Origin of the sequence: Candidatus Pelagibacter sp. Uisw_090 (assembly GCF_047717845.1) — a bacterium.
Classification (GTDB): Bacteria; Pseudomonadota; Alphaproteobacteria; order Pelagibacterales; family Pelagibacteraceae; genus Pelagibacter.
Genome location: NZ_CP159810.1, coordinates 437,423 through 459,532, shown reverse-complemented (window position 1 = coordinate 459,532; position 22,110 = coordinate 437,423). Strand labels below are relative to the sequence as shown.

26 protein-coding genes and 1 tRNA gene are annotated in these 22,110 nt (G+C 30.0%); 9 read left to right on the top strand and 18 right to left on the bottom strand.

Annotation, left to right across the window (positions count from 1 at the left end):
* Positions 1–36 precede the first annotated feature (36 nt).
* On the bottom strand, positions 37–1,047 hold the full coding sequence (gene dctP, locus ABXT58_RS02460) for a TRAP transporter substrate-binding protein DctP (protein ID WP_415304476.1): 1,011 nt from the start codon (positions 1,045–1,047) through the stop codon (positions 37–39).
* 88 nt (positions 1,048–1,135) lie between these two features.
* Here dctP and ABXT58_RS02455 point away from each other — a divergent pair, with 88 nt between their 5' ends.
* On the top strand, positions 1,136–2,281 hold the full coding sequence (locus tag ABXT58_RS02455) for a CaiB/BaiF CoA transferase family protein (RefSeq protein WP_415304474.1): 1,146 nt from the start codon (positions 1,136–1,138) through the stop codon (positions 2,279–2,281).
* Here the strand turns inward: ABXT58_RS02455 and rpoZ are convergent.
* Positions 2,278–2,847 (bottom strand): DNA-directed RNA polymerase subunit omega, encoded by a 570-nt coding sequence (gene rpoZ / locus ABXT58_RS02450; RefSeq protein WP_415304472.1) that lies wholly within the window; start codon positions 2,845–2,847, stop codon positions 2,278–2,280. The two genes, ABXT58_RS02455 and rpoZ, sit on opposite strands and share 4 nt — an antisense overlap.
* A 42-nt stretch (positions 2,848–2,889) precedes the next feature.
* Positions 2,890–4,098: an MFS transporter gene (locus tag ABXT58_RS02445; protein WP_415304470.1), complete on the bottom strand. Its 1,209-nt coding sequence runs from the start codon at positions 4,096–4,098 to the stop codon at positions 2,890–2,892.
* A 14-nt stretch (positions 4,099–4,112) separates the two neighbouring features.
* Between ABXT58_RS02445 and ABXT58_RS02440 the strand changes: the two genes are divergently transcribed.
* Together ABXT58_RS02440 and ABXT58_RS02435 are read left to right on the top strand one after the other, a co-directional pair.
* Positions 4,113–4,979 carry an NAD(P)-dependent oxidoreductase gene (locus tag ABXT58_RS02440; RefSeq protein WP_415304467.1) on the top strand — a complete coding sequence of 289 codons (867 nt, stop codon included), beginning with the start codon at positions 4,113–4,115 and terminating at the stop codon, positions 4,977–4,979.
* Between the two features lie 6 nt (positions 4,980–4,985).
* Positions 4,986–5,585: a pyridoxamine 5'-phosphate oxidase family protein gene (locus tag ABXT58_RS02435; RefSeq protein WP_415304465.1), complete on the top strand. Its 600-nt coding sequence runs from the start codon at positions 4,986–4,988 to the stop codon at positions 5,583–5,585.
* A gap of 2 nt (positions 5,586–5,587) precedes the next feature.
* Here the strand turns inward: ABXT58_RS02435 and ABXT58_RS02430 are convergent, their stop codons facing one another.
* On the bottom strand, positions 5,588–6,247 hold the full coding sequence (locus tag ABXT58_RS02430) for a hypothetical protein (RefSeq protein ID WP_415304463.1): 660 nt from the start codon (positions 6,245–6,247) through the stop codon (positions 5,588–5,590).
* 160 nt (positions 6,248–6,407) lie between these two features.
* Positions 6,408–6,920: a gamma carbonic anhydrase family protein gene (locus tag ABXT58_RS02425; protein WP_415304462.1), complete on the bottom strand. Its 513-nt coding sequence runs from the start codon at positions 6,918–6,920 to the stop codon at positions 6,408–6,410.
* A gap of 20 nt (positions 6,921–6,940) precedes the next feature.
* Here ABXT58_RS02425 and ABXT58_RS02420 point away from each other — a divergent pair, with 20 nt between their 5' ends.
* Together ABXT58_RS02420 and ABXT58_RS02415 are read left to right on the top strand one after the other, a co-directional pair.
* Positions 6,941–7,495 carry a thioredoxin family protein gene (locus ABXT58_RS02420; protein WP_415304460.1) on the top strand — a complete coding sequence of 185 codons (555 nt, stop codon included), beginning with the start codon at positions 6,941–6,943 and terminating at the stop codon, positions 7,493–7,495.
* A complete protein-coding gene (locus ABXT58_RS02415; protein WP_415304458.1) occupies positions 7,495–8,577 on the top strand; it encodes a glycosyltransferase family 4 protein in 1,083 nt (360 codons plus the stop codon). The genes ABXT58_RS02420 and ABXT58_RS02415 overlap by 1 nt, the downstream gene beginning before the upstream one ends.
* Here the strand turns inward: ABXT58_RS02415 and ABXT58_RS02410 are convergent.
* Genes ABXT58_RS02410 through ABXT58_RS02400 form a run of 3 tightly spaced genes read right to left on the bottom strand, consistent with a single transcriptional unit; the run spans position 8,574 to position 11,553 of the window.
* The gene (locus tag ABXT58_RS02410) at positions 8,574–10,076 is read right to left on the bottom strand and encodes a tripartite tricarboxylate transporter permease (RefSeq protein ID WP_415304456.1); all 1,503 of its coding nucleotides are present in this window, start codon (positions 10,074–10,076) and stop codon (positions 8,574–8,576) included. The genes ABXT58_RS02415 and ABXT58_RS02410 overlap by 4 nt on opposite strands.
* On the bottom strand, positions 10,073–10,543 hold the full coding sequence (locus ABXT58_RS02405) for a tripartite tricarboxylate transporter TctB family protein (RefSeq protein WP_415304454.1): 471 nt from the start codon (positions 10,541–10,543) through the stop codon (positions 10,073–10,075). The genes ABXT58_RS02410 and ABXT58_RS02405 overlap by 4 nt, the downstream gene beginning before the upstream one ends.
* 29 nt (positions 10,544–10,572) lie before the next feature.
* The gene (locus ABXT58_RS02400) at positions 10,573–11,553 is read right to left on the bottom strand and encodes a tripartite tricarboxylate transporter substrate binding protein (RefSeq protein WP_415304452.1); all 981 of its coding nucleotides are present in this window, start codon (positions 11,551–11,553) and stop codon (positions 10,573–10,575) included.
* Positions 11,554–11,773: 220 nt separating this feature from the next.
* On the opposite strand from ABXT58_RS02400, the gene ABXT58_RS02395 reads away from it, so the two are divergent.
* Positions 11,774–12,850, top strand: coding sequence for an AbrB family transcriptional regulator (locus ABXT58_RS02395; RefSeq protein WP_415304451.1), 1,077 nt, complete (start codon positions 11,774–11,776; stop codon positions 12,848–12,850).
* On the opposite strand, the gene ABXT58_RS02390 is transcribed toward ABXT58_RS02395, so the two are convergent.
* The gene (locus ABXT58_RS02390) at positions 12,842–13,774 is read right to left on the bottom strand and encodes a glycosyltransferase family 9 protein (protein ID WP_415304449.1); all 933 of its coding nucleotides are present in this window, start codon (positions 13,772–13,774) and stop codon (positions 12,842–12,844) included. The two genes, ABXT58_RS02395 and ABXT58_RS02390, sit on opposite strands and share 9 nt — an antisense overlap.
* A 32-nt stretch (positions 13,775–13,806) precedes the next feature.
* On the opposite strand from ABXT58_RS02390, the gene ABXT58_RS02385 reads away from it, so the two are divergent.
* The gene (locus tag ABXT58_RS02385) at positions 13,807–14,196 is read left to right on the top strand and encodes a DUF6165 family protein (RefSeq protein ID WP_415304447.1); all 390 of its coding nucleotides are present in this window, start codon (positions 13,807–13,809) and stop codon (positions 14,194–14,196) included.
* Here the strand turns inward: ABXT58_RS02385 and ABXT58_RS02380 are convergent.
* The 5 genes from ABXT58_RS02380 to ABXT58_RS02360 form a co-directional block, all read right to left on the bottom strand.
* Positions 14,190–14,864 (bottom strand): ABC transporter permease, encoded by a 675-nt coding sequence (locus tag ABXT58_RS02380; RefSeq protein ID WP_415304445.1) that lies wholly within the window; start codon positions 14,862–14,864, stop codon positions 14,190–14,192. The two genes, ABXT58_RS02385 and ABXT58_RS02380, sit on opposite strands and share 7 nt — an antisense overlap.
* Positions 14,864–15,556 (bottom strand): ABC transporter permease, encoded by a 693-nt coding sequence (locus ABXT58_RS02375; RefSeq protein ID WP_415304443.1) that lies wholly within the window; start codon positions 15,554–15,556, stop codon positions 14,864–14,866. The genes ABXT58_RS02380 and ABXT58_RS02375 overlap by 1 nt, the downstream gene beginning before the upstream one ends.
* A gap of 45 nt (positions 15,557–15,601) precedes the next feature.
* On the bottom strand, positions 15,602–16,453 hold the full coding sequence (locus ABXT58_RS02370; RefSeq protein ID WP_415304442.1) for a transporter substrate-binding domain-containing protein: 852 nt from the start codon (positions 16,451–16,453) through the stop codon (positions 15,602–15,604).
* A 61-nt stretch (positions 16,454–16,514) separates the two neighbouring features.
* Positions 16,515–17,555, bottom strand: a complete 1,041-nt coding sequence (gene speD / locus ABXT58_RS02365) for an adenosylmethionine decarboxylase (protein WP_415304440.1) — start codon at positions 17,553–17,555, stop codon at positions 16,515–16,517.
* 201 nt (positions 17,556–17,756) lie between these two features.
* On the bottom strand, positions 17,757–18,293 hold the full coding sequence (locus ABXT58_RS02360; RefSeq protein WP_415304439.1) for a 5'-methylthioadenosine nucleosidase: 537 nt from the start codon (positions 18,291–18,293) through the stop codon (positions 17,757–17,759).
* A gap of 37 nt (positions 18,294–18,330) precedes the next feature.
* Between ABXT58_RS02360 and ABXT58_RS02355 the strand changes: the two genes are divergently transcribed.
* Both ABXT58_RS02355 and ABXT58_RS02350 read left to right on the top strand, forming a co-directional pair.
* A complete protein-coding gene (locus ABXT58_RS02355; RefSeq protein ID WP_415304437.1) occupies positions 18,331–18,858 on the top strand; it encodes an adenine phosphoribosyltransferase in 528 nt (175 codons plus the stop codon).
* Entirely contained in the window at positions 18,859–20,133 is a 1,275-nt protein-coding gene (locus ABXT58_RS02350) for an MBL fold metallo-hydrolase (RefSeq protein WP_415304436.1), read from the top strand.
* Positions 20,134–20,135: 2 nt separating this feature from the next.
* Here ABXT58_RS02350 and ABXT58_RS02345 read toward each other — a convergent pair whose 3' ends face one another.
* The 4 genes from ABXT58_RS02345 to ABXT58_RS02330 all read right to left on the bottom strand — a co-directional run bounded on the left by ABXT58_RS02345 (position 20,136) and on the right by ABXT58_RS02330 (position 22,101).
* Positions 20,136–20,900, bottom strand: a complete 765-nt coding sequence (locus ABXT58_RS02345; protein ID WP_415304434.1) for an FkbM family methyltransferase — start codon at positions 20,898–20,900, stop codon at positions 20,136–20,138.
* A gap of 14 nt (positions 20,901–20,914) precedes the next feature.
* Positions 20,915–20,991: transfer RNA gene (locus ABXT58_RS02340), tRNA-Met, on the bottom strand.
* Between the two features lie 85 nt (positions 20,992–21,076).
* A complete protein-coding gene (locus tag ABXT58_RS02335) occupies positions 21,077–21,685 on the bottom strand; it encodes an SHOCT domain-containing protein (RefSeq protein WP_415304432.1) in 609 nt (202 codons plus the stop codon).
* Between the two features lie 188 nt (positions 21,686–21,873).
* Positions 21,874–22,101: a hypothetical protein gene (locus ABXT58_RS02330; RefSeq protein WP_415304431.1), complete on the bottom strand. Its 228-nt coding sequence runs from the start codon at positions 22,099–22,101 to the stop codon at positions 21,874–21,876.
* Between the last annotated feature and the right edge of the window lie 9 nt (positions 22,102–22,110).

The following is a 22,110-nucleotide window of genomic DNA, read 5'->3' as shown; positions in this document are numbered from 1 at the left end:
CTTATTTATTTTAAAACAAGGGCTTTATATATTAATTTATTTAACTGCTAAAGCCATTTCCATAAGCTTAGCACCACCTGGTACTTGCTCTGCAAACGCTTTGTGGGCAGTTTTCTTTGCGATCTCAATCCATTCAGCGTGATCTGCGGCAGTCATATATACTAACTCAACACCAGCATCTCTATAAGCATCTTCAAATGTCTTATCAAGGTTAGCTACTTGTGCTGTCATATATTTTTCAGCTACTTTTCCAGCTTTCATAAGAGCTTTTTGTTGCTTAGAACTTAAAGCATCAAAAGACTTCTTAGACATAAGGATCGGCTCATACATAAACCATAGACCAAATTTTCCTGGAGGTGTTGCACATTTTACTTGTTCGTAAATTTTGTAACTTACAAAACTTCCTGAACTAGTATTTGCACCAGTTAATACACCTGTTTGTAGACCAGTATAAATTTCTGAAGATGGCATACTTTGAATACCGGCTCCTGCACCTTCAAGCATTTGGTTAAATGCTTTACCAGCTGCTCTCATTACTTGACCTTTTGCGTCGCTAGGTTTTCTAATACATTTTGTTTTTGAAACAAAACCACCACCTAACCAAGCATCAGATAAAACAACTACACCTGCATCATTAATAATTTTTTTAATCTCAGTCATCATTGGAGATTTATTAAATCTTAAAGCATGATCATGGTTTTTAACTGTTCCTGGCATTAAAGTTGCACTGAACTCTGGGTGAAACTTTGAAGCGTATCCCAAGGGGAAAGCAGATATATCTAATTGACCAGTGGTCATTGGTTTCCACTGTTCTTTAGGTTTATATAAAGATTTTGCAGGGTAAATTCTAATGTCGATATCAACATTAGCTTTTTTAACTTCATCTGCAATTATTTGTACCATTTCATGACGTGGGTCAAAAGATCCGTCAGCTCTAGGGGTTCCTGGCCATTGGTGGCTAGCTTTTAACGTAACTGCATAAGCAGAAGTAACACTTGTCAAAACCAAAACTAGTGCGACAAAGTATAAAGATATTTTTTTAAACATTATTTTCCTCTCTTCTATTGTTATTTAAGGGATGCATTAAATTCAAGATTTTGGTAAGAGTCAATACTACATAATTACTTAATAAAATATGGATGGACCTTTAAATAACCTATTAGTTCTTGATCTAACTAGAGTGCTAGTAGGTCCTTATTGTACGATGATGCTATCAGATTTAGGTGCACGTGTGATAAAGGTGGAAGCACCAGATGTTGGAGATGACTCTAGAAAATTTGGACCCTTTATTGAAGATTATTCGGCTTATTTTATGTCACTTAATAGAGGCAAAGAAAGTATTGCTCTAAATTTAAAAAATGAAAATGACAAAAAAATATTTAATAAAATTTTAGCTAAAGCAGATATCTTAGTTGAGAATTTTAAACCAGGCACATTAGAAAAATGGGGATATGGATGGAAAGATATTTGTAAAAAGTATCCTAGATTAATTTATGCATCGGCATCAGGCTTTGGACAAACAGGTCCGTTAAAAGAACTGCCTGCTTATGATTTGGTTGTTCAAGGTATGGGTGGACTTATGAGTGTTACTGGTCAACCTAATTCTGAACCAACAAGGGTTGGTACATCTATTGGGGATATCACGGCTGGATTATTTACTACAGTTGGAATAAATGCGGCTCTTTATGATAGAGAAAAAACTGGTAAAGGAACTTTTATTGATGTTTCAATGCTGGATTGTCAAATTGCAATTTTAGAAAATGCTATAGCAAGGTATCTTGCTAAAAATGAAATACCAAAACCCATGGGATCTCGTCACCCATCTATCGCTCCTTTTGAAGCATTTAAAACAAAAGATAGTCACATCATTATAGCTGCTGGTAACGAAAAACTATTTGAAAAACTTTGTGATGTTTTGGATATTTCTGAAATTTCTAAAGATCCGAAATTTAACACAAACTCGTTACGATCAGAAAATATGGATGATCTTAAAAAAATTCTTGAAGATAAACTTGTTGTTAAAAATACTGCTGATTGGGTAAGCAAAATGGAAAAAGAGAAAATCCCATGTGGTCCTATCTTTAATATAAAAGAGGCTGTTGAAAATCCTCAAGTCAAAGCAAGAAATATGATTGTTAAAGCACATCACAAAGCAATTGGAGATTTTAAATTAGCAGGTAATCCAATTAAAATGTCTAATTATAAAGATGAAACAACGCGTGGTGATATTCCAGACTTAGATGAACACAGGGAAAAAATCTTAAAGGAATTTAATAATTAACTGTTAGGTTCAGTTTCTTCTGCATCTTCTTTTGCAGTTTCAGTTTCAGCTATTTGATCTAAAGAAACTTCTGTTTCTTCACTAGCAGTTTCAGTGTCTTCACTAGCAGTTTCAGTTTCTTCACTAGCAACCTCAAGTTCTGGATTAACTTCTACTTCAGGTTCTGCTTTTGCAGTTAATTCTTCCAAATCTTCTGGTGCTACTTTAATTTTTTCTGGAATTTTTCTGGCTCTTTTTGATGGCAAAATAGGAGTTCCACTTATAGAAATCTCACCTTTATACATACTTTCAAAATCATCACCTACAACTTCATCATCTTCAGAGCCATCGTCAACTTGTTCAACATGTTTTCTAAGCTTGTGAATAGCACTATCAGTTAAATCTGAAACTTTAATAGTTTCTTCTGCAATCTCTCTTAATGATATAACTGTATTTTTATCATTATCTCTATCAAGAGTAGGTTCAAGCCCTGAATTTAATTGAACTGCTCTTTCTTTAGCAACCAATACTAATTCGTAAGGACTTTCTACTTTATCAATGCAATCTTCTACAGTTACTCTAGCCATGCGCAGTATCTATACGGTGGTTAAAAAAAATCAAGGTTAATTTTACAAATATTGAGGATTAAGCTTGTTCTTTATGAAGAATAACAACGATATTGCAATTAAAACATAAGATCCTGAAACTAAAGCTATTTGTTCAATAGAAAAGCTATTATCGATCAATATTCCAAATAAAGCTGTTCCAAATGCAGTTGAAAAAACCATGAAGGCTGTTGTGAGAGCTTTAATGGCACCAATATATTTAACACCATAAATTTCAGCCCATGTAGAAGAACCTAAAACATTTGATAGTCCATTTGAAACCCCAATTAAACCAAGGAAGACAAAAGATGAAAATGGTGAATTAAAATAATAAAGCACAAACGTTGCAACTAATAAAGGAATGTTCATGTAAATTAATAATTTTCTACTTGTAAATTTATCAATCAAAAAACCAGATAAAAATAAAGTAATAACTGATAGAACTGAATACACCATAAAGGATTGGGCAATAACATAAGGTCCCCAACCTTTGGATGACACTATAAAAGATTGATAAACAAATGTACCCGTTGCAATCCAAGGCATTGCTAACATACTTAGACATATAATGTAAAAACGGTAATCTTTTAAAACCTCATTTCTTGTCCATTGTTTTATATCTTTAGTTTTAATATTTACAGTATTAGATGTCTCTCTTGAATCTAATTTAACATTTTTAACTAATGCAACGATGACTATAGGTAAAATGATAACAATTGAAATTGAAATAGCTATCCAAATATTTCTCCAATCAATAAAAGTTAATAAAAAAATAATCAATAAGGGTAAAATAAATTCAGCTAACGATAAACCAAGCCAAGTTGTACTTAACGCACGTCCCCTAGTCTTTTCAAAAAATCTTGAAATTGTCGTAGTTGCTGTGTGAGACATTAATCCTTGGCCTGACAGTCTCATTAAAAAAATTGATAAAAATAAAAAAGCTACTGAAGAAATTTTAGAAAATAAAAAACAAGAAATTGCTAGCAAAGCAATCACATAAGCTGCAAATTTTAAAATATTAAAATCATCTATCTTTTTACCAACCCAAACTAATATAAAACTGCTTAATAAAGTTGCGGATGCATATATTGATCCAAATTGACCATGACTGATAGAAAGTGCATCTCTTATGCTTGAATTAAATAGTCCTAGAAAAAAACTCTGTCCAAAACTTGAAAAAAATGTAAATATAAAACCAAATAAAATTACTTTAAAATTCAAACTTTTAAACATAGGAAATAGAAATTATGAGCAATGTTGCATTTATAGGTTTAGGTGTCATGGGTTATCCAATGGCAGGATATATATCAAAAGCAGGCCACAATGTAACTGTTTATAACAGAACTGCTGCAAAAGCTGACAAATGGGTTGCTGAATATAAAGGTTCAAAAGCAGATACTCCTGCAAAAGCTGCTGAGGGTGCTGACTTTGTGTTTACCTGTGTTGGTAATGATAATGATTTAAGAGAAGTAACATTTGGTGACAACGGTATCTTTAAAACAATTAAAAAAGGTTCAGTTTATATCGATAACACCACAGCTTCTGCAACAATTGCTAGAGAAATTTATGCCCATTCATTAAAAAGTGAATTTGGTTTCTTAGATGCACCTGTATCAGGTGGACAAGCTGGTGCTGAAAATGGTGCACTAACTGTTATGATTGGTGGAGATCAAGTAAACTTTGATAAAGCTAAAGAAATTATTGATTGTTATAGCAAAAAAATGAAATTATTAGGTGGTGCAGGTAATGGCCAATTAGCAAAAATGGTTAACCAAATCTGTATTGCAGGTTTAGTTCAAGGTTTATCAGAAGCGATTAACTTTGGAAAAAAAGCAGGTTTAAATATGGAAGATGTAATTGAAGTTATATCTAAAGGTGCTGCTCAATCTTGGCAAATGGAAAACAGATACAAAACAATGATTGATGATCAGTTTGAGTTTGGTTTTGCAGTTGATTGGATGAGAAAAGATTTAAAAATCGCAATGGATGAAGCTAAAAATAATGGCTCATTACTTCCTGTAACAGAAATTGTTGATAAGTATTACGGTGAAGTTCAAGAAATGGGTGGAAAACGTTGGGACACTTCTAGTTTGATTAGAAGACTTAGTAAATAATCTATAATGCAACCAGCATACTACGAAGATTTTGAAGAGATCAAAAATAAGATTTGGTCAATGTTGGATAATGCTATCAAAGATAGGGGATCTCCATTTAGAATTCCTGTATTTATTTGTGGTGGTCAAGATGACTTTGATGGCAGAATTGTAGTCCTTAGAAAATCAGATAGAGAAAACAATATTATCCAATACCATAGCGATATCAGATCTAATAAAATTGCTAAATTAAAATCAAATAAAAATGCAGCAATGTTATTTTATGACAAGGAAGAGAAGATCCAAGTTAGGCTTAAAGTTGAATGCATTGTTAATCATGAAAATGACATTACAAAACAGTCTTGGTTAAAAACAGGACACATGAGTAGAAAATGTTATTTAGTTGATAACGGACCAGGAACATTTTCTGAAACCCCAACCTCAGGACTAAAGCCTGAACTGGATAATTTTGAATTTACAATGGAGCAAAGTGAAGTAGGTTATAAAAACTTTACTGTTATTCAATGTAAAATTAAAAGTATGGAATGGCTTTATTTAGCAGCCAAAGGTCATCGTAGAGCTAGATTTGATTTAGAGAATAAAAAAGATTGCTGGCTAGTTCCGTAGGATTAAAATCGGAACAAAATTATTTTTTTGATAAAATATAAAATAAAAAGCGAATAAGTATATGATTTGTAAAAGATTTTATATTTAAGGTAATATCTTAGTTTATTGCCAGTCCTATCAGACTTTTCTTGAAACTTCATGTCTTCGTAAGAATGATTTAAGACTTCTTTGCTTACAGTATTATTTAAGCCTTTCCTTACAAACACTAAATTATGATAGAAAGAAATGTTAGTTATTTGTGCATCATAATCTTTTGTTGTGTAAAAAGGGTTTGCAATTTCTTGATAATTTAATCTATCTGTTAAATTTATAAAAAAATTCATGTGTGTGTTTGAGTACTTTAAATCAAACGAGTTACCACCAAAAAAATGGTTGTAACTGGTTTGCATATCCTCAACCACATAAAGCCCCTTGTTATTAAGAATTGGAAAAAGTAAATGAAAACTTTTTTTAACATCTTTAGAGATGTGGCTTCCATCATCTATAATGATATCAAAATTGCCATATTGATTTATAATTTCATTTATAAATTTTTTATCATTCTGAGATCCTTGATGAACCCTTATATTTTTTTTATCTAAATTTTTTTCTTCAATATCTATTTTATGGATGTCAATACCAACAATAATTGAATTCTTAAAATAATCAGACCAAATTAACAATGATTGTCCATCTGCAATCCCTATTTCAAGAATTTTTAATTCTTTATCTTTTATTTTTCTAAAATATGATTCGTAAACCTCTACATAGCCATGGTCTAACTTGTCACTTTTATAAAGTTTAGCTATTGTATGTAAGTCATTTGCAAAAATTCATTATTTCTTAAGATATAGATTTAGAATACTTTTTCCAGTTATTCTGGTAATGAATTGCATTTTCAGTAATTGATTTTGCTTCTTCATCTGAGACTTGTCTTATAATTTTACCAGGAGATCCTACTACTAAAGAATTATCTGGGATGACTTTATTTTCAGTCACTAGTGCATTAGCTCCTATAATGCAATTTTTCCCAATCTTTGCTCCATTTAAAATGACAGCACCAATTCCAATTAAAGAATTATCTTCAATTGTGCAGCCGTGAAGCATAACTAAATGACCTATAGTTACATTTTTACCAATTTTTAATGGGTAACCAGGATCAGTATGCAATACACTACCATCTTGAACATTTGACCCTTCACCAACATAAATATTTTCAACATCCCCTCTTAAGGTAACATTAAACCAGATACTGGTATTTTTTTCTAAGGTAACATCACCAATAATTGATGTATTAGATGCAGACCAATTTTCACCTAAATTTTTTACTTTTTTATCTTCCAAATCATAAAACATATCTTATATGTTATTATAACATGCCGTTAAAAACTCCAATATGTGATTTCGGACAAGCTGCTAAAAGCTTTGAATTAAAGTCCACTAATAACGAAATTATAAAATTAAACGACATTAAAGGGACAAATGGAACTTTGGTTATGTTTATTTGCAACCACTGCCCTTACGTAAAAGCGGTTATTAAAGACATTGTTGAAGATTGTAAAAATTTAAAAGAATTAGGTATTACAGCAGTGGCCATATGCTCTAATGACACAATTAATTACCCTGAAGATAGTTTTGAAAATATGATTGAATTTGCAAGGAAACATCAGTTTAATTTCCCTTATCTACTTGATGAAACTCAAAATATTGCAAAAAGTTATAATGCAGTGTGCACTCCTGATTTTTTTGGATACAACAATAATCTAGAATTACAATACAGAGGTCGAATAAGAGAATTAGATAATTTAAAACCAGTAAAAGTTGATGATAGTGATTTATTTATAGCAATGAAACAAATAGCTGAGACGAGCAAAGGTCCTGAGACACAAATTCCAAGTGCTGGATGTGCCATTAAATGGTTAGATAATTAATGTATTTAATAGTTACAAAAACATTTCCCCCTGAAATTGGTGGTATGCAAAATTTAATGTGGGGTTTAGCGAATGAACTCTCAAAAAACTTCATGATAAAAGTTTTTGCTGATTATTATGAGGATCACAAAACTTTTGATGAACAAGTTTCTTTTTCAATTGAAAGAGTTGGTGGAATAAAACTTCTTAGAAAATATAGAAAAGCTCAATTGATTAATGAATTTATTAAAGAAAATAAAATTGATGGCATTATTGCTGATCATTGGAAAAGTTTAGAACATCTTAAAACTAATAAAAAAAAGATATGCTTGATCCATGGTAAAGAAATTAATCATGAAAAAGGCACCTCTCTTAATAAAAGAGTATTAGAAGTATTAGATAATGTTGAAACCATTGTTGCAAATTCTGAGTACACTAAAAATTTAGCTATTTCATTGGGGGTTCAGCAGGATAAAATTATAATTATTAATCCTGGAGTTGATCCTGTTGAAGAATTGGATAAAAAAACTTTAGATAAAGTAGAGAATTTATTAAAGCATAAATCACCAAGATTAATTACAGTTTCAAGATTTGATAAAAGAAAAAATCATGAAAAAGTAATTATGGCTCTTCGAAATTTAAAACAGATTTACCCTAGTATTGTCTATATTTGTGTGGGTTATGGTGATGAAGAAGAAAACATTAAAAAATTAGTAGCAGAATTAGGCCTTCAACCCCAAGTAATGTTCTTTAAAGATATCTCTAGTGAATTAAAAAATGCACTAGTTGCTAAATCTAATATTTTTGTCATGCCATCAATTGTTCATAAAAAATCAGTTGAAGGATTTGGAATAGCTTATGTTGAAGCTGCTCAATATGGATTGCCTTCTCTTGGAGGTAAAGATGGGGGTGCAGCAGATGCAATCGAACATGAGAAAACAGGTTTAATCTGTGATGGTAATGAATTAGATGAAGTTTATTCATCAATTAATTTGATGTTAGAAAATAATAAATTCCATGAATATGGCAAAGCTGCTAAGGAAAATTCTTCTAATTTTGAATGGAATAAAATAATTGAAGAATATAAAAAAATTTTAAATTAAACTTTTCTATTTTTTAAAGTTTTATATACCTGCCAACTAACAATAGATATTGTCACTGCTATTATTGAGGCTGTAAGAGGTCTACTCCATAAAAAATCCCACGATCCATCACTGATTAGTAGTGATCTTCGTAAATTTTCTTCCATTAAACCACCAAGAACAAAAGCTAAGATGAGGGGTGGCATTGGAAAATCATATAACCTCATGAATGTTGCAATAACAGCTATTCCAATCATTAAATAAATATCAAAATTATTAAAAGACATTACATAAATCCCTGTGATTGAAAAAAATAATATCAAAGGTATTAAATAATTTTTAGGTACAGCTAGTATTCTTGCTATGTAAGGAATTAAGGGCAAATTCAATATAAGTAATATGACCATTCCAATATACATAGACATAATAACTGACCAGAAAATTTCTGGATTAGTAATATAAAGTCTTGGACCAGGTTGAATACCAAAACCTAATAAAGCTCCAAGCATAACGGCTGTAGTTCCACTTCCTGGAATTCCTAAAGTTAATAAAGGAACAAAAGCTCCAGAACATGCTGCGTTGTTTGCGGTTTCTGGTGCTGTTAGTCCATGAACACTACCTTTTCCAAACTTTGCTTTTTCTTCATCACTAACGAAATTTCTTTCCATACCATATGCTAAAAATGAAGCGATAGTTGCTCCAGCTCCTGGTAAAACTCCAATTAAAAAACCTATCACTGAATTCCGAGGAATAGCCTTTAACATTTGAGTTCTTTCTTCTTTATTAATTTTGATTGAACCAAGCTCTGTCAATGAAACCTGTTTTGCTATTGCAGAAGGATCATTTCTTTTTAAAATAATTGTCAATGCTTCACTCATTGCAAAAGTTGCCATTACAACTAAAACAAAGCTTATTCCGTCAGTTAAGTTCATGTTATTAAAAGTAAATCTAGTAATATCAGATAAAGAATCTTGCCCTACTGATGCTAGCATTAAACCAAGAACAACCATCATCATTGCCTTTATAAACTGGCCTTTAGAAGAAAAAGCTGCAATTGCAGTTAGACCCAATATCATTAAAGCAAAATAATCTGGCGATCTAAAAGATAAACTTACTTTTGATAAACTTGGAGCAAGGAATAATAAATATATTGTAGCCAGTGTCCCTCCAGCAAAAGAACTCCATGCAGCTATAGCCAAAGCTTTTCCTGCTTTACCTTGTTGTGCCATAGGGTAACCATCAAATGATGTCGCAACAGTCCCTGGAACACCTGGTGCATTTAATAAAATTGATGAAGTTGATCCACCGAATACAGCACCATAATAAACACCAGCCATTAAAATCAATCCTGTTGCCGGATCAAAACCATAAGTAATTGGTATCATTAATGCAATTGCCGTCATTGGTCCAAGACCTGGCAGCATTCCAATGATTGTTCCAAAAAAACAACCGATCATAACCATAAATATATTTTGAAATGTAAGAGCTGTTTTTAAACCAATTAAAATCCCTTCAATCACCCCATTACTCCAATCAGTTTTAAAAATGGATCTCTTAAGTAAATTTCAAGCACCCCATGTAAAAGATACATAAACAGTGCCACAAATGGAAAAGATAATAAAAATATCCATAACCACCTTCTCTCACCTAAAGCGTAGTAAGAGGATGCTAAAAATATTGATGTAGTTAAGAAATACCCAACTCTTAATATAGTAAAACCATAAATAGTTGCGATAAGAACCAATATAGCTGTCTTTTTATATTCCAAACTCTTGTGATCAACTTTAATGGTGTTCACTTCTGGTAAGATAATCTTTAATCCAGAAAAAAACATACCCGCATAACCTAGATAAATTGGAAATGTTTTGGCATTAAAGGGTGAATTTTCATCAAATGAAAAAACTTGAATATTGTAAGCAGTATATAAATATAATGCTGAAAAAATAAAAAAGAGCAGTGATATAATTTTAGTAGTATTTATATTCACTGCTCTAATTTTTAAATAATCCTAAAGGATTATATAACCCCTAATTTCTTCATAAGAGCTGTCATTTCTACAGTTTGCTTTTCTAAGAATTTAACAAAATCCTTATCTGAGTTATAAATATTAACCCAAGCGTTTCTTTTTCTTACAGCTTCCCATTCAGGAGTTTTCATAACTTTACCTAGCATTGTAGATAAAGCTTTTTTATCTTTATTGCTCATATTTGGAGGTCCAAAAAATCCTCTCCAGTTTACGAACTGAACATCATAACCTTGTTCTTTTAAAGTTGGTGCATCAGGTGCATCAGCTACTCTTGATGGTGCAGTAATACCAATAATTCTTACTTGGTCTCTTGCTCCCATAAGTTCACCTAAACCTGTAGAGATAATTTGTGTCTCACCAGATAAAAGTCCAGCTAAAGCTTTTCCACCAGCATCGTAAGGAATGTAAGCTACATCATTTGGATTTGCTCCTGCAGCTTGAAATGCTAAAGCACCGATTAAATGATCCATACTTCCTCTTACTGATCCACCAGCCATTTTAATAGATTTTGGATCTTTTTTATACGCATCAACTACATCTTTAAAGTTCATGTAAGGTGAGTTTTTTGCTACGGCTATTGCACCGTAGTCACCAATAACACCAGCGATTGGTGTTACATCTTTATAAGATAAAACTCCAGATCCTGAAACATAACCTTTGTGTCTAGTGATAGATCTTAAAACTAATGGTGTTGATTGAACCAAGACTGTATTTTTAGGCTGGGTATTAATCATGAAAGCTAATGCTTTTCCTCCACCACCACCTGACATATTTTCAAATGATGCACTTTTTAACATTCCTGATTTTGTTAAAGCTTCTCCAGTACCTCTAGCAGTTCCATCCCATCCACCACCAGCACCACCACCAATTACGAAATGGATTTTATCCATTGCGATTGAATTTGTTGCTGTTGCAGAGAATAATAGAATTACCGAGAATAATACTGAAACTAATTTTTTAATATTTTTCATTATATTCCTCTATTGTTAGTTTTTAATAATTGTAGTTAATTACACTATAGTAATGAAAGCAAGTTTTTGAATAGAATACAACTTAACGTTGATTTCTTTTTTTAAGAAATAAGCAAGCACTCTCTCAAACGTTTTAATAGTAAAAAAATAGTTATCACCAATTAAGAGATTTTCTTTTCTGTTATCTTTTTCAAGGTAAGTGATAAAAGAATATTTGTTAATGAAAAATCTTTCTATTCAATTTAATTCCTCTAACATTAAAGAATTATTTTCTAAAAAATTTCTATTAGTTATTTTAATTTCTATACCAAGTGCAATTGTAGCTGATTATTTTAATATACCTTTAGCATGGATGCTTGGTCCTATGCTTGCAGTTTCAATTACAGCATTAAGTGGAATAAAAATTAAGATGCCAAAACTAGCCTTAAGTTCAATATTAATAGTTCTTGGGCTTCATATTGGAAATTATATAGATCAGAATTTAATAAATCAAATGACCGAATGGGTTTGGACTTCACTAATTATGTTTGTCTATATTTTAATAAGTATTTTAATTGTATCAAAATATTTACAAAGATTTTCAGGCTATAATGTCAAAACTTCAATTTTTTCAGCAGCACCAGGTGCTTTAGGACCTTTAATGATATTAGCTGAGCATGAAAAATCTGACTTATCACAAGTTGCTACATCTCATTTAATTAGGTTAATTATAATAATAACTATCATTCCCTTTTTTGTTGTTAATTATTCAACAAATGAGGCTCTAACAATTGAAAAATTTGATTACCTTGATCAAAATCATTTTCATCTTTTAATCCTCTTAATAGGTTCAATATTGTTAATTTTCTTATTTGATAAAATTGGCGTGCCTGCTGCATTATTATCAGGAACATTAGTTGCAAGTGGAATTTTACAAATAACTGAAGTTGCTTCCTACAAACTGCCAGATGAAAGTATAAATTTTTGTTTGCTTATTTTAGGTGCCTCTGTTGGCTGTCGTTTTACAGATAAATCATTAAAAGAAGTTGTAGGTAATTCATTTCATAGTTTAGTTGCAACTATAATACTTGTTACTCTTGGATTATTAGCTGCAATTATTGCAACATATTTTGTGGATACTAATTTCTTAACTCTACTCTTATCTTTTTCTCCTGGTGGAATTTATGAGGTAGCAGTTATTGCAATTGCTTTTGATTTAGATCCCAACTTTGTAGCATTTCATCATATTATTAGATTGCTGATGATACTGTTTACCATTCCTATAATATTGAAAATTATTGGTAAGAAATTAAATTAATATTTTTTCTAAAACTTTAGCTGCACTTAGTTTTTCTAAATCATCAACTTGTATTGCTTTAAAGTTTTCTCGCTCAATACTAACTTTGTAAGCAGTTGTGTGTTTACCAAATAAAGTCAAACCTTTCACTCCAAGGTGAGCTGAAATATGAGATGGACCCGTATCATTTGCAATAACAAATGAACTTTCTTTAATCAAACTTGCTAGTTGTGATATATCAAGGGCTTTACCATTATCTAAAATTAAAATGGCATTAATGTTTTTTGCATCATCAATTTCAGATGGTCCTGGAGCTACTACAACTTTAATTTGGTCTTCATATTTATTTTTAATTAACTCTATTAGTTCATTGTAATGAGGCCATTTTTTATGAGTTAGATGAGCTGAACAAAAAGGAAATAAAACAATATATTTATCTAAATTAAATTCTTGTTTAATATTATCAATGTTAGTGACAGCCCAGCTAAAATTCGGTTTCATGGTGTGTTCAGTTTTAATTCCAGAAGTTTTAAGTTGATGATCAAATCTATTTAGAACAGGATTTTTATCAAATTCATCTTTTGAAATGTTGCTTGGTAAAGTTGTTTCTGAACTAGACCAGGTGTTAAAATTTGCTTTTGGAAATAAAATATTTTTATAAAATTTTGTTCTAGATGAGTTTTGTAAATCGTAAACTTTTTTTATATTTAGTTTCTTTAAAGTTCTCATCAATAAATATAAATAAATTAAATTAAATCTTGATAGACGTTTGTCTAAAATAACATTGTGAATAAATGGATTTTTTCTAAATAATTCAAAATAGGGTTTTGTTGTTAATACATGTATTTGATCTTCTGGGTGGTTTTCAGAAATATCTTGAATTGCCCCACAAGCTTGCGCTATATCTCCTAAAGAACCATGTTTGATAACTAAAATATTAGACATATTTCTAACAACTTAACATAGTATAAAATTTTATGAATAAAATTCTAGTTGAAGTATCAGTTGGTGAACTTTTAGATAAAATTTCTATTTTAGAGATTAAACAAGAAAAAATTAAAGACTCTGAAAAACTAAAATTTATTAATGATGAACACAGTATTTTAAAAGATCAATTAGATAACAATGTTAAATCTGATGAAAAACTTGATACTCTTTTCCAATCACTAAAAGATATTAATGCAAAGTTATGGGTGATTGAAGATGACAAAAGGTTGTGTGAAAAAAATTCTGATTTTACTGAAAACTTTATAAAACTATCAAGAGATATTCATTTTTTAAATGATGATCGTGCTAAGATTAAACTAGAGATGAATAATCACACAGGCTCTAAGATTAAAGAGATTAAAGAATATACTTCTTATTGAAAACTATATTTTTTTTCTAAATATTTTATCAAGTTGTGAATAATAAAAGTCATAAATAAATAAATTCCACCTGCTAAAAGAAACACCTCTAAAGGTTTGTAAGTCGTTGACACAATGTGTTTTGCAACACCAGTGATATCCATTAATGTCACAGTGCTTGCAAGTGATGTGCCCTTCATCATTAATATAATTTCATTACCATATGCTGGTAAAGATTGTCTAATTGCTACTGGAATTTGAATTTTATATAAAATAATTTTATTTGAAATACCAAGACTTTTACCAGCTTCTATAATTCCAGGTTTAATAGTTTGAAAAGCTGATCTTAAAATTTCTGAGGTATAAGCTCCAGTATTTAGCGCAAATGCAATAATTGCACACCAATAAGGCTCTTTTAATATTACCCAAAGAAAAGTTGATCTTAACCACTCAATTTGTCCAAGACCATAATAAATTATAAATATTTGAACCAATAAAGGAGTTCCTCTAAATAAATAAGAATAACCATAAGCAAACTTATTAATAAATGGATTTTTATTTAATCTTAAAACTGCAAATAAAAATCCAATAAATAAACCAATGATTAGAGATACAGATAATAACTTTAAAGTTATAACTGCTGCACTAAGTAGCCTTGGCAGGCTTGTTATCATTAAATCAAAATCCATTAAAAGCCCCTACTGTATTTAACTTCAAGTCTGTTAATCAATTTCATGCTCAAAAATGTTAGCATCAAATACAAAACTGCTGCAAAACAATAAAAGAATAAAGGATCTCTAGTTGAGCCCGCTGCAATATAAGATTGTCTCATAATCTCAACTAAACCAGTAACTGATATTAAAGATGTGTCTTTTAAAGTGATTTGCCAAACATTACTTAAGTTTGGAATGGCAAGTCTTAACATTTGAGGCAAAATTACTTTTAAAAAATAAATATGTCTTTTAAATCCTAAAACCTTACAGGCTTCAAATTGACCTTTATCAATTGATTGAATGGCACCTCTAAATACTTCTGTTGAATAAGCTCCTGATATTATACCAATTGCAACCGAACCCGTAATAAATGCATTGATTTCTATGTATTCAAAGTATCCAAAAATTGAAGCGACATACATTATTGCACCACTTCCCCCAAAAAAGAAAAGGTAAATTACTAATAATTCTGGAACGCCCCTGATTACTGTGGTGTACGTATTTCCAATAAAATTTAGAAATTTATTATTTGATAATTTTAGTGGCGTAAAGATTAATGAAAATAAAAAACCAATTAACATTGCAGTAACTGCTACTGCAATTGTCATTAGAGTTGCATAAAACAACTCGTCTCCCCAGCCTGTTTTTCCGAATGATAAAAGGTCCATATCGAAAGGGCGACTAAATAAATAGTCGCCTTTTCAAAATATTATTTACATAGAAGCGTCAAAGCCAAAATGCTTGATCGCTAATTTGCTGATAATGCCTTGTTTTCTAGCAGTGTTAATTGCTTTGTTGAAATCTTTAAGAAGTTTTGCATCTCTTGTACCGATTGCATCATCTCCACCTTGTCTAATTCCAACACCGACACCATTACCAAAAGCACCACCTGAAAAAGTAGGTCCAACTAATACCACTGGTTTTCCTGATTTATCTGCATAATCAGTGAATGCAACTGCTGCAGCTAATGCAACATCACATCTACCAGAAGTTAAGTCTAGGTTTACTTCATCTTGAGTTTTGTAAGTTCTAACATTTACTTTACCTACATCACCAGACTCTAAAAAGTTTTGGTGAATAGTTCCAGTTTGTGTACAAACAGTTTTTCCAGCAAGTGCAGCAGTTAAAGTCTTAAGAGTTTTCTTAACAGCACTTCCACCTAAAGTTAAATTAATACCTTCTGGTGTATCCATGCTCTCTAAACTTGAACCTTTCATTACTGCAAGGGCTGCAACTTCGTCAGCATAACCTTGTGAAAAAGTAATTGTTTTTTGTCTTTCAGCAGTAATTGACATTCCTGCCATGATTGCATCAAACTTTCTCATTAACAAAGCTGGAATCATTCCATCCCAATCCTGTTCAACGATGGTACATTCATGACCCATGATTTTGCATAACTCTTTCGCTAACTCTACCTCAAAACCAATAAGAGCACCTGAAGCATCCTTAGAGTTCCATGGTGGGTAGGCACCTTCTGTTCCAATCTTTATTTTATCAGCGTAAACGTTTCCGATTAATAATAAAGAAGCAAGAACACTTAATATTGTTTTTTTAAATATATTCATTTTTTCCTCCATATGATTATGGAGATTTATTTCACAAATTTGAGAATTTAAAAAGAAATTTTTAATGATTAATTGATGATGAAAAGTTCCAAGAACAGTCAAAACTTGGGATGTAAACCCTATCCAAAGTTGTATTTCCAAAATTCTTATTGAAAACATCTAACCATTTCCCTACTTGCTCTGGTTTCTTGTCTTGGCTACCCACTTGAGCGGTAATTACTCCATTTGGCTTTAATATTCTAATCAAGGAATCCATGTTTTTTGCTGCAAGATCTATACAAAACTGATCATCATTAAGATCTACAAAAATTTTATCATACTTATCATCTTCAACAGATTTTATACTTTCAAAAGCATCTCCCCAAATACATTTAACTGAATTTTTCTCTGTTGATTTATTACCAATGCTTCCAAGGTGTTTGTTGCAAACTTCAACTACTTCTGGATCAAGTTCATACCAATCTATAAAATCAAAACCTTTAGACATACACTCTCTTGCAACTCCTCCATCACCACCACCAATGATAGCAGCTGTACCCATGTCTTTATTTAATTTTAAAGCAGCATTTACAAATGTTGAGCTATATAAAACTTCATCATTTGTTGCGACTTGAATTTCGTTATCAATGAAAAGTGATTTACCAAATTGTTCTAGCTCTAATATCTCAATATGTTGACCCACTTTAGATTTAAAATCTTCTAAAACTTCATTTACTACATAAGATTTTTGTAGGCCAGGTGAACTGTAAATGTCATGATATAAAGATTTTGTATCTCTATCAAAAGCTTTTGTAACAATTCTTTTATGTTTGAATTCTTTTTTAACAATATCGAGTGCAATAGAAGGGCTTACCTTCCCACATGTGAAAAAATCAAAACTAATAATCCCTTTTTCTGGAAACGTATGAAAGCTGATGTGACTTTCAGCTAATAAAGCAAGTATAGTGAAACCTTGAGGTTCAAATTTATACTTTGAAATTTCGAGAATTGTAACTTCTGCAGCTTTTGCAATCTTACGGATAACATTCTCATATACAGAAGGGTCATACTCTTGGGTAGTACCGATAATGTCTAAAGTTATATGCTCACCTACTTTAGTCATAAAAATTATCTCTCATATAATTTTTTATTAAAATTAATATTGGTGGATTTTATATATGTGTAATGATAATTTTCAACAATTAATCATTATTATTATATTCAACCCTCTTCTTAAAAAAGAGTTTTTGCTTAATCTTAGCTGAGATAATTTGACATTTTCTAGTTTTTCTCCTTATAGCAAGACATTATAGTAAAATTGAACTTAGTGGGATTTAAAAGAACTGCTACTTATCAGTTCTGAAAAAGCGTTAGCACCTGCTGCTAGGTTTTCATTCCAATCGGCATTAGCATTTTCGTTGGCATTATCTGATATATATTTAAAGCATCTAAATTCAATTTTTTCTAACTTACACACTTTAGCAATAGCATAAGCCTCCATATCAACCACATCAACTTTCATATCAATCATCTTATTAACAAAACTATCACCCGTTCCACAAGAATATCCATTTTCAGAAATTATTATTTCTTTGATATCATCAAAAGGTGTTTCCCCTAATCTAAAATCTAAACCTCTAACATCCATATCTCTTTGATAAAGTTTAGTGCATTCAACGATTCCTTTTAATTCAGTATTGATCGCTCCAGCTGTACCATAATTAATAATAATCTTTGGCTTATGAATATTAATTAATCGAAGAGTATGGTAAGTAGCATTAATTTTTCCAACACCTATATGGTAAAAATAGTCTAATCCAACTGTTTCTTCTTTAATTGCTGAGAGGAATAATTTGTCCATAGATTTTTTTTATCAAAGATATAAATATATTAATATTATGAATTTAAAAGATTATATTAGATCAATTCCCGATTATCCCAAAAAAGGAATTTTATTTAGAGATATAACCACTCTAATTAAAGATGAAAAAGCTTTTGCTGAATCTATTGATCAAATAATTCAAAAATCTAAAAAATTCAAGATAGATAAAATTGCCGCTATAGAGTCTAGGGGATTTGTTTTTGCTTCAGCAGTTTCTTACTTACTAAAAAAGCCTTTTATAATGTTGAGAAAAAAAAATAAACTTCCTGCAGAAACTCATTCCGTTGATTTTGAATTAGAATATGGAACGGCTACTATAGAAGTTCACAAAGATTCAATTAAAAAAGATGATTCTGTTTTAATTATAGACGATTTAATTGCAACTGGTGGTACAGCAGAGGCTGCCGCTAAACTAGTGGAAATGTCTGGTGGAAATGTTGCGGCTTTTGTTTTTGTTATTAATTTGTTTAATCTTGGAGGATCAGATAAACTAGTTAAAAATGATTACAAGGTAGAAAACTTAATAGATTTTCCAGGACATTAAATGAATTTAAAAACATATGGTCATGCAACTTTATCTTTTGATAATAATGAAAAACCAATTTTAATTACTGACCCGTGGTTAATTGGTTCAAGTTATTGGAGAAGTTGGTGGTTGCAACACTACCCAAATGAATCAGAGTTAGATTATTTAAAAAACACCCAAAATATTTTTCTTTCACATGAGCACTGGGATCACGCTCATTTTCCAAGTTTAAAAAAACTTTTTCCTAAAAAAAAAATATTTATACCTACATTTAATTCTAAAAAACTTAAGGATTCCTTATTAAATTTTGATTTTGACGTAACTGAACTTAAACCAAATGAATGGTATAAATTTGACGAGCTAAAGGTGATGGTAATAACAACCTATAGTGAAGATAGCATGATGTTATTTGTTTATAAAAATTACTTAATACTTAATAACAATGATGCAAAACCTTCTAAACAGATGATAAAAAAAATATTAAGTTTTAAAAAAAAAAATAATTTAAAATTAATAATCTTACAAAGTTACAGTCCTGCCTCAATTGTAAATTCATTTAGAGATAATAATCAAAATGTAGTTTCTATAAAAAATAAAAACGATTATGTAAATTATATTCAAAATATTTGTATAACGCTAAATGCTAACTATTTTCTTCCTTTTGCAAGTCACGCAATATTTTCAAGACCAGATAGTGAATGGGCAAATGATCACAAAGTAACAAACGAAGATTTAGAAAAAAATTGGAATTTAAAAACTAAATTGTTGAAGAGCTACACCTCATTCAATCTTGATAATGAGACCTTTTCTAACAATGTTTCAAGCTTTAATTTATCGACAAAAATGAATGAACTAGCTAATACTGAGTTTAATTCAAATGTAAATTATGATTATGAACTTGATGATCTTAATTGTTTTTCAAATATTACCAAACCTGTAAAATTTTTTTTAATGTTTATATACCCAAAAGGTTTGCATTTTAAATTTGGAGATACATTTTATGTTTTTAACTTTTTGAGAGATTGTTTCAGCAAATCAAAGATTATACCTTCTCATTACTTTGAAATGCCAGTGAAAACTTTTTGTGAGTTTTCTAAGTATTTTAATTTTACAGATGTTGGTGCTGCATTTATACTAAAAATCATTATTAAAAATAAGATTAATATCTATCAAACTTATTTGCTATTTTTATTCTTATCTTATTCAGAAAAAGGATATTTTTCTAACCTTAAAATGTTTTATAATTTATTTGTTCTTATTAAAATTCACTTTTTTCCAAAAAAAATTATTTAGACTTACAATTTTTTGTTTTCAAATCTACTAGCAGATGAGTTAAATGAGTATTTAAAATATTTTGGGATTAAATTATTATAATTACTTCCTTCAATATTGATTATTCTTATTTTATTTAAATATTTCTTATTTATGCTTTTTAATATTTCTCTCTCACAACCTTCAGTGTCAATTTTTAAAATATCTAAAGTTTTATAATTATTAAAAATTTTTTTTAAGATATCGTTAATTTCTACTACTTTAATCCTATCAAAATTTTTTGATACCTTGTCTACAATGGAGTCATTAACTCCTGTTTCTGATCTATATAATTTACTGTAACCATTAAAATTTGAAACTGCACATCGTTTTATTGTAATATTTTTTTTAAATTTTTTAGTATTTTCGATCAATCTTTTAAAATTTCTTTTTGAAGGTTCGTAACAATAAATTTTAGCTTTTGGGTTTTTAAATAACCAGTAATGTGCGGTGATACCAATATTTGAACCAATATCCAAAACAACATTTATTTTTTTGTCTGCTAAATAATCCTGTCTACAAAATACTAAATTAAATGTTGAAAGATCACCATAAGAAAAAAGTTTAATCTTAACACCAAGTTTTGTTTCGATTATTTTTGGATATTTTCCTTTTGTAAAAAACTCTTCATACATAGCTTTTATTGGGTTTTTATGAACTATAAAAAAATTTTTAATAATTTCTAATAATTCTTTTCTAAAAACTCTATTAATTACTTCGCCTAAAGGTCTTTTGCCTATTTTTATCATTTTATTTTTTTCTTTGGTAGCGGGAAGTGGAATCGAACCACTGACCTCAGGCTTATGAGTCCTGCGCTCTAACCGACTGAGCTACCCCGCCACTTAATTATCGTTGATTTATAATAGATTTTTATTTTAGTGCAATCAAGTATTTGCCTGATTTCCTTGGCATTAGTATTTGTTATTTAGTTTAATAATTTTTTTTTAGCTTTTTCAAACTCTTCTTTAGTTAAGACACCTGAATCTAACAGTTCTTTAAGATCTTTTAGTTTTTTAACTATACGCTCGTCACTTTTAGATTTTTTTTTAATTACTTTTTTCTTTACAGTAATTTTTGGTTCAACAGTTTTAGCAGAAGAGGTACTACCACCTAAAAAACCAAGCTCGGTTAATTTTGCTCTAATCTCAGCATCACTCGATCTGCTATTAATAGATGATGCTTTGCCTTTACCTGGATTAATTCCATTTTTCCAAAGAATTGTATATCTCCTTGCAAATAATCCACATTCTGAACTTGTGGCATCCTCACACTCTCTAATTGTTGGCATATAATTGCCAGCTTGACACCCACCAGCATGAGCACAATACCAGTAAGTCGACCATGTTCCCGTGCTTGATAGAATAAATCCCATAGGTTTCTTTCCTCTTTCTGCTCTAATATATGTTAAAAATCTATTAAAAGAATTTTCTGTCATTTGAACATCACCTTTGCCTTTTTTTACAGCAGCAAATGAAGCTGTGCTTAATAACAAGCTTAGAAATACAGTTACTAAAATATTTGATAATTTTATCATTCAAAATGCTAATTAAATAAAATTAAAAATTAAAGAGAAAAAATTACATGCAAAAATTACATATATTTTTTAATTTAAATTCCCTTGCTAAATAAGCTTATGGAAAGCAATCTATGGTGGAATTATATCTATTAATTTTTTTAAATTAATTAATCTTTTATTTTGTAAACAACTTTTGTAAGAGTTAATTATTTTATATTTACTATAAAAGCTATAAACAATGCAAGTAGAAACGTAACAAAACTACCAAAAATAATTTTTTGTTTTAATTTATTTCTTTCTTCTATTTTTACCCTGTTTAATAATATGTTAATATCTACAACTCTATTTTTGTCTATGTTAGATAGTTGAGGTATTTTTTTTTTATCTTTATATTTGTCAGATAATTTAAAGTTATGAAAATAAGTTTTTTTCATTACATAATT

Excerpts from the sequence above, each read along its gene's own strand:
- rpoZ (WP_415304472.1), bottom strand. The coding sequence starts at position 2,847 with ATGGCTAGAGTAACTGTAGAAGATTGCATTGATAAAGTAGAAAGTCCT.
- ABXT58_RS02390 (WP_415304449.1), bottom strand. The coding sequence starts at position 13,774 with ATGTCTAATATTTTAGTTATCAAACATGGTTCTTTAGGAGATATAGCG.
- ABXT58_RS02345 (WP_415304434.1), bottom strand. The coding sequence starts at position 20,900 with ATGATAAAAATAGGCAAAAGACCTTTAGGCGAAGTAATTAATAGAGTT.
- ABXT58_RS02440 (WP_415304467.1), top strand. The coding sequence starts at position 4,113 with ATGAGCAATGTTGCATTTATAGGTTTAGGTGTCATGGGTTATCCAATG.
- ABXT58_RS02330 (WP_415304431.1), bottom strand. The coding sequence starts at position 22,101 with ATGAAAAAAACTTATTTTCATAACTTTAAATTATCTGACAAATATAAA.
- ABXT58_RS02355 (WP_415304437.1), top strand. The coding sequence starts at position 18,331 with ATGAATTTAAAAGATTATATTAGATCAATTCCCGATTATCCCAAAAAA.
- ABXT58_RS02395 (WP_415304451.1), top strand. The coding sequence starts at position 11,774 with ATGAAAAATCTTTCTATTCAATTTAATTCCTCTAACATTAAAGAATTA.
- ABXT58_RS02380 (WP_415304445.1), bottom strand. The coding sequence starts at position 14,864 with ATGGATTTTGATTTAATGATAACAAGCCTGCCAAGGCTACTTAGTGCA.
- ABXT58_RS02385 (WP_415304447.1), top strand. The coding sequence starts at position 13,807 with ATGAATAAAATTCTAGTTGAAGTATCAGTTGGTGAACTTTTAGATAAA.
- ABXT58_RS02455 (WP_415304474.1), top strand. The coding sequence starts at position 1,136 with ATGGATGGACCTTTAAATAACCTATTAGTTCTTGATCTAACTAGAGTG.
- ABXT58_RS02400 (WP_415304452.1), bottom strand. The coding sequence starts at position 11,553 with ATGAAAAATATTAAAAAATTAGTTTCAGTATTATTCTCGGTAATTCTA.
- ABXT58_RS02360 (WP_415304439.1), bottom strand. The coding sequence starts at position 18,293 with ATGGACAAATTATTCCTCTCAGCAATTAAAGAAGAAACAGTTGGATTA.
- ABXT58_RS02375 (WP_415304443.1), bottom strand. The coding sequence starts at position 15,556 with ATGGACCTTTTATCATTCGGAAAAACAGGCTGGGGAGACGAGTTGTTT.
- ABXT58_RS02425 (WP_415304462.1), bottom strand. The coding sequence starts at position 6,920 with ATGTTTTATGATTTGGAAGATAAAAAAGTAAAAAATTTAGGTGAAAAT.
- ABXT58_RS02435 (WP_415304465.1), top strand. The coding sequence starts at position 4,986 with ATGCAACCAGCATACTACGAAGATTTTGAAGAGATCAAAAATAAGATT.
- ABXT58_RS02420 (WP_415304460.1), top strand. The coding sequence starts at position 6,941 with ATGCCGTTAAAAACTCCAATATGTGATTTCGGACAAGCTGCTAAAAGC.
- ABXT58_RS02415 (WP_415304458.1), top strand. The coding sequence starts at position 7,495 with ATGTATTTAATAGTTACAAAAACATTTCCCCCTGAAATTGGTGGTATG.
- speD (WP_415304440.1), bottom strand. The coding sequence starts at position 17,555 with ATGACTAAAGTAGGTGAGCATATAACTTTAGACATTATCGGTACTACC.
- ABXT58_RS02350 (WP_415304436.1), top strand. The coding sequence starts at position 18,859 with ATGAATTTAAAAACATATGGTCATGCAACTTTATCTTTTGATAATAAT.
- ABXT58_RS02370 (WP_415304442.1), bottom strand. The coding sequence starts at position 16,453 with ATGAATATATTTAAAAAAACAATATTAAGTGTTCTTGCTTCTTTATTA.
- ABXT58_RS02335 (WP_415304432.1), bottom strand. The coding sequence starts at position 21,685 with ATGATAAAATTATCAAATATTTTAGTAACTGTATTTCTAAGCTTGTTA.
- ABXT58_RS02445 (WP_415304470.1), bottom strand. The coding sequence starts at position 4,098 with ATGTTTAAAAGTTTGAATTTTAAAGTAATTTTATTTGGTTTTATATTT.
- dctP (WP_415304476.1), bottom strand. The coding sequence starts at position 1,047 with ATGTTTAAAAAAATATCTTTATACTTTGTCGCACTAGTTTTGGTTTTG.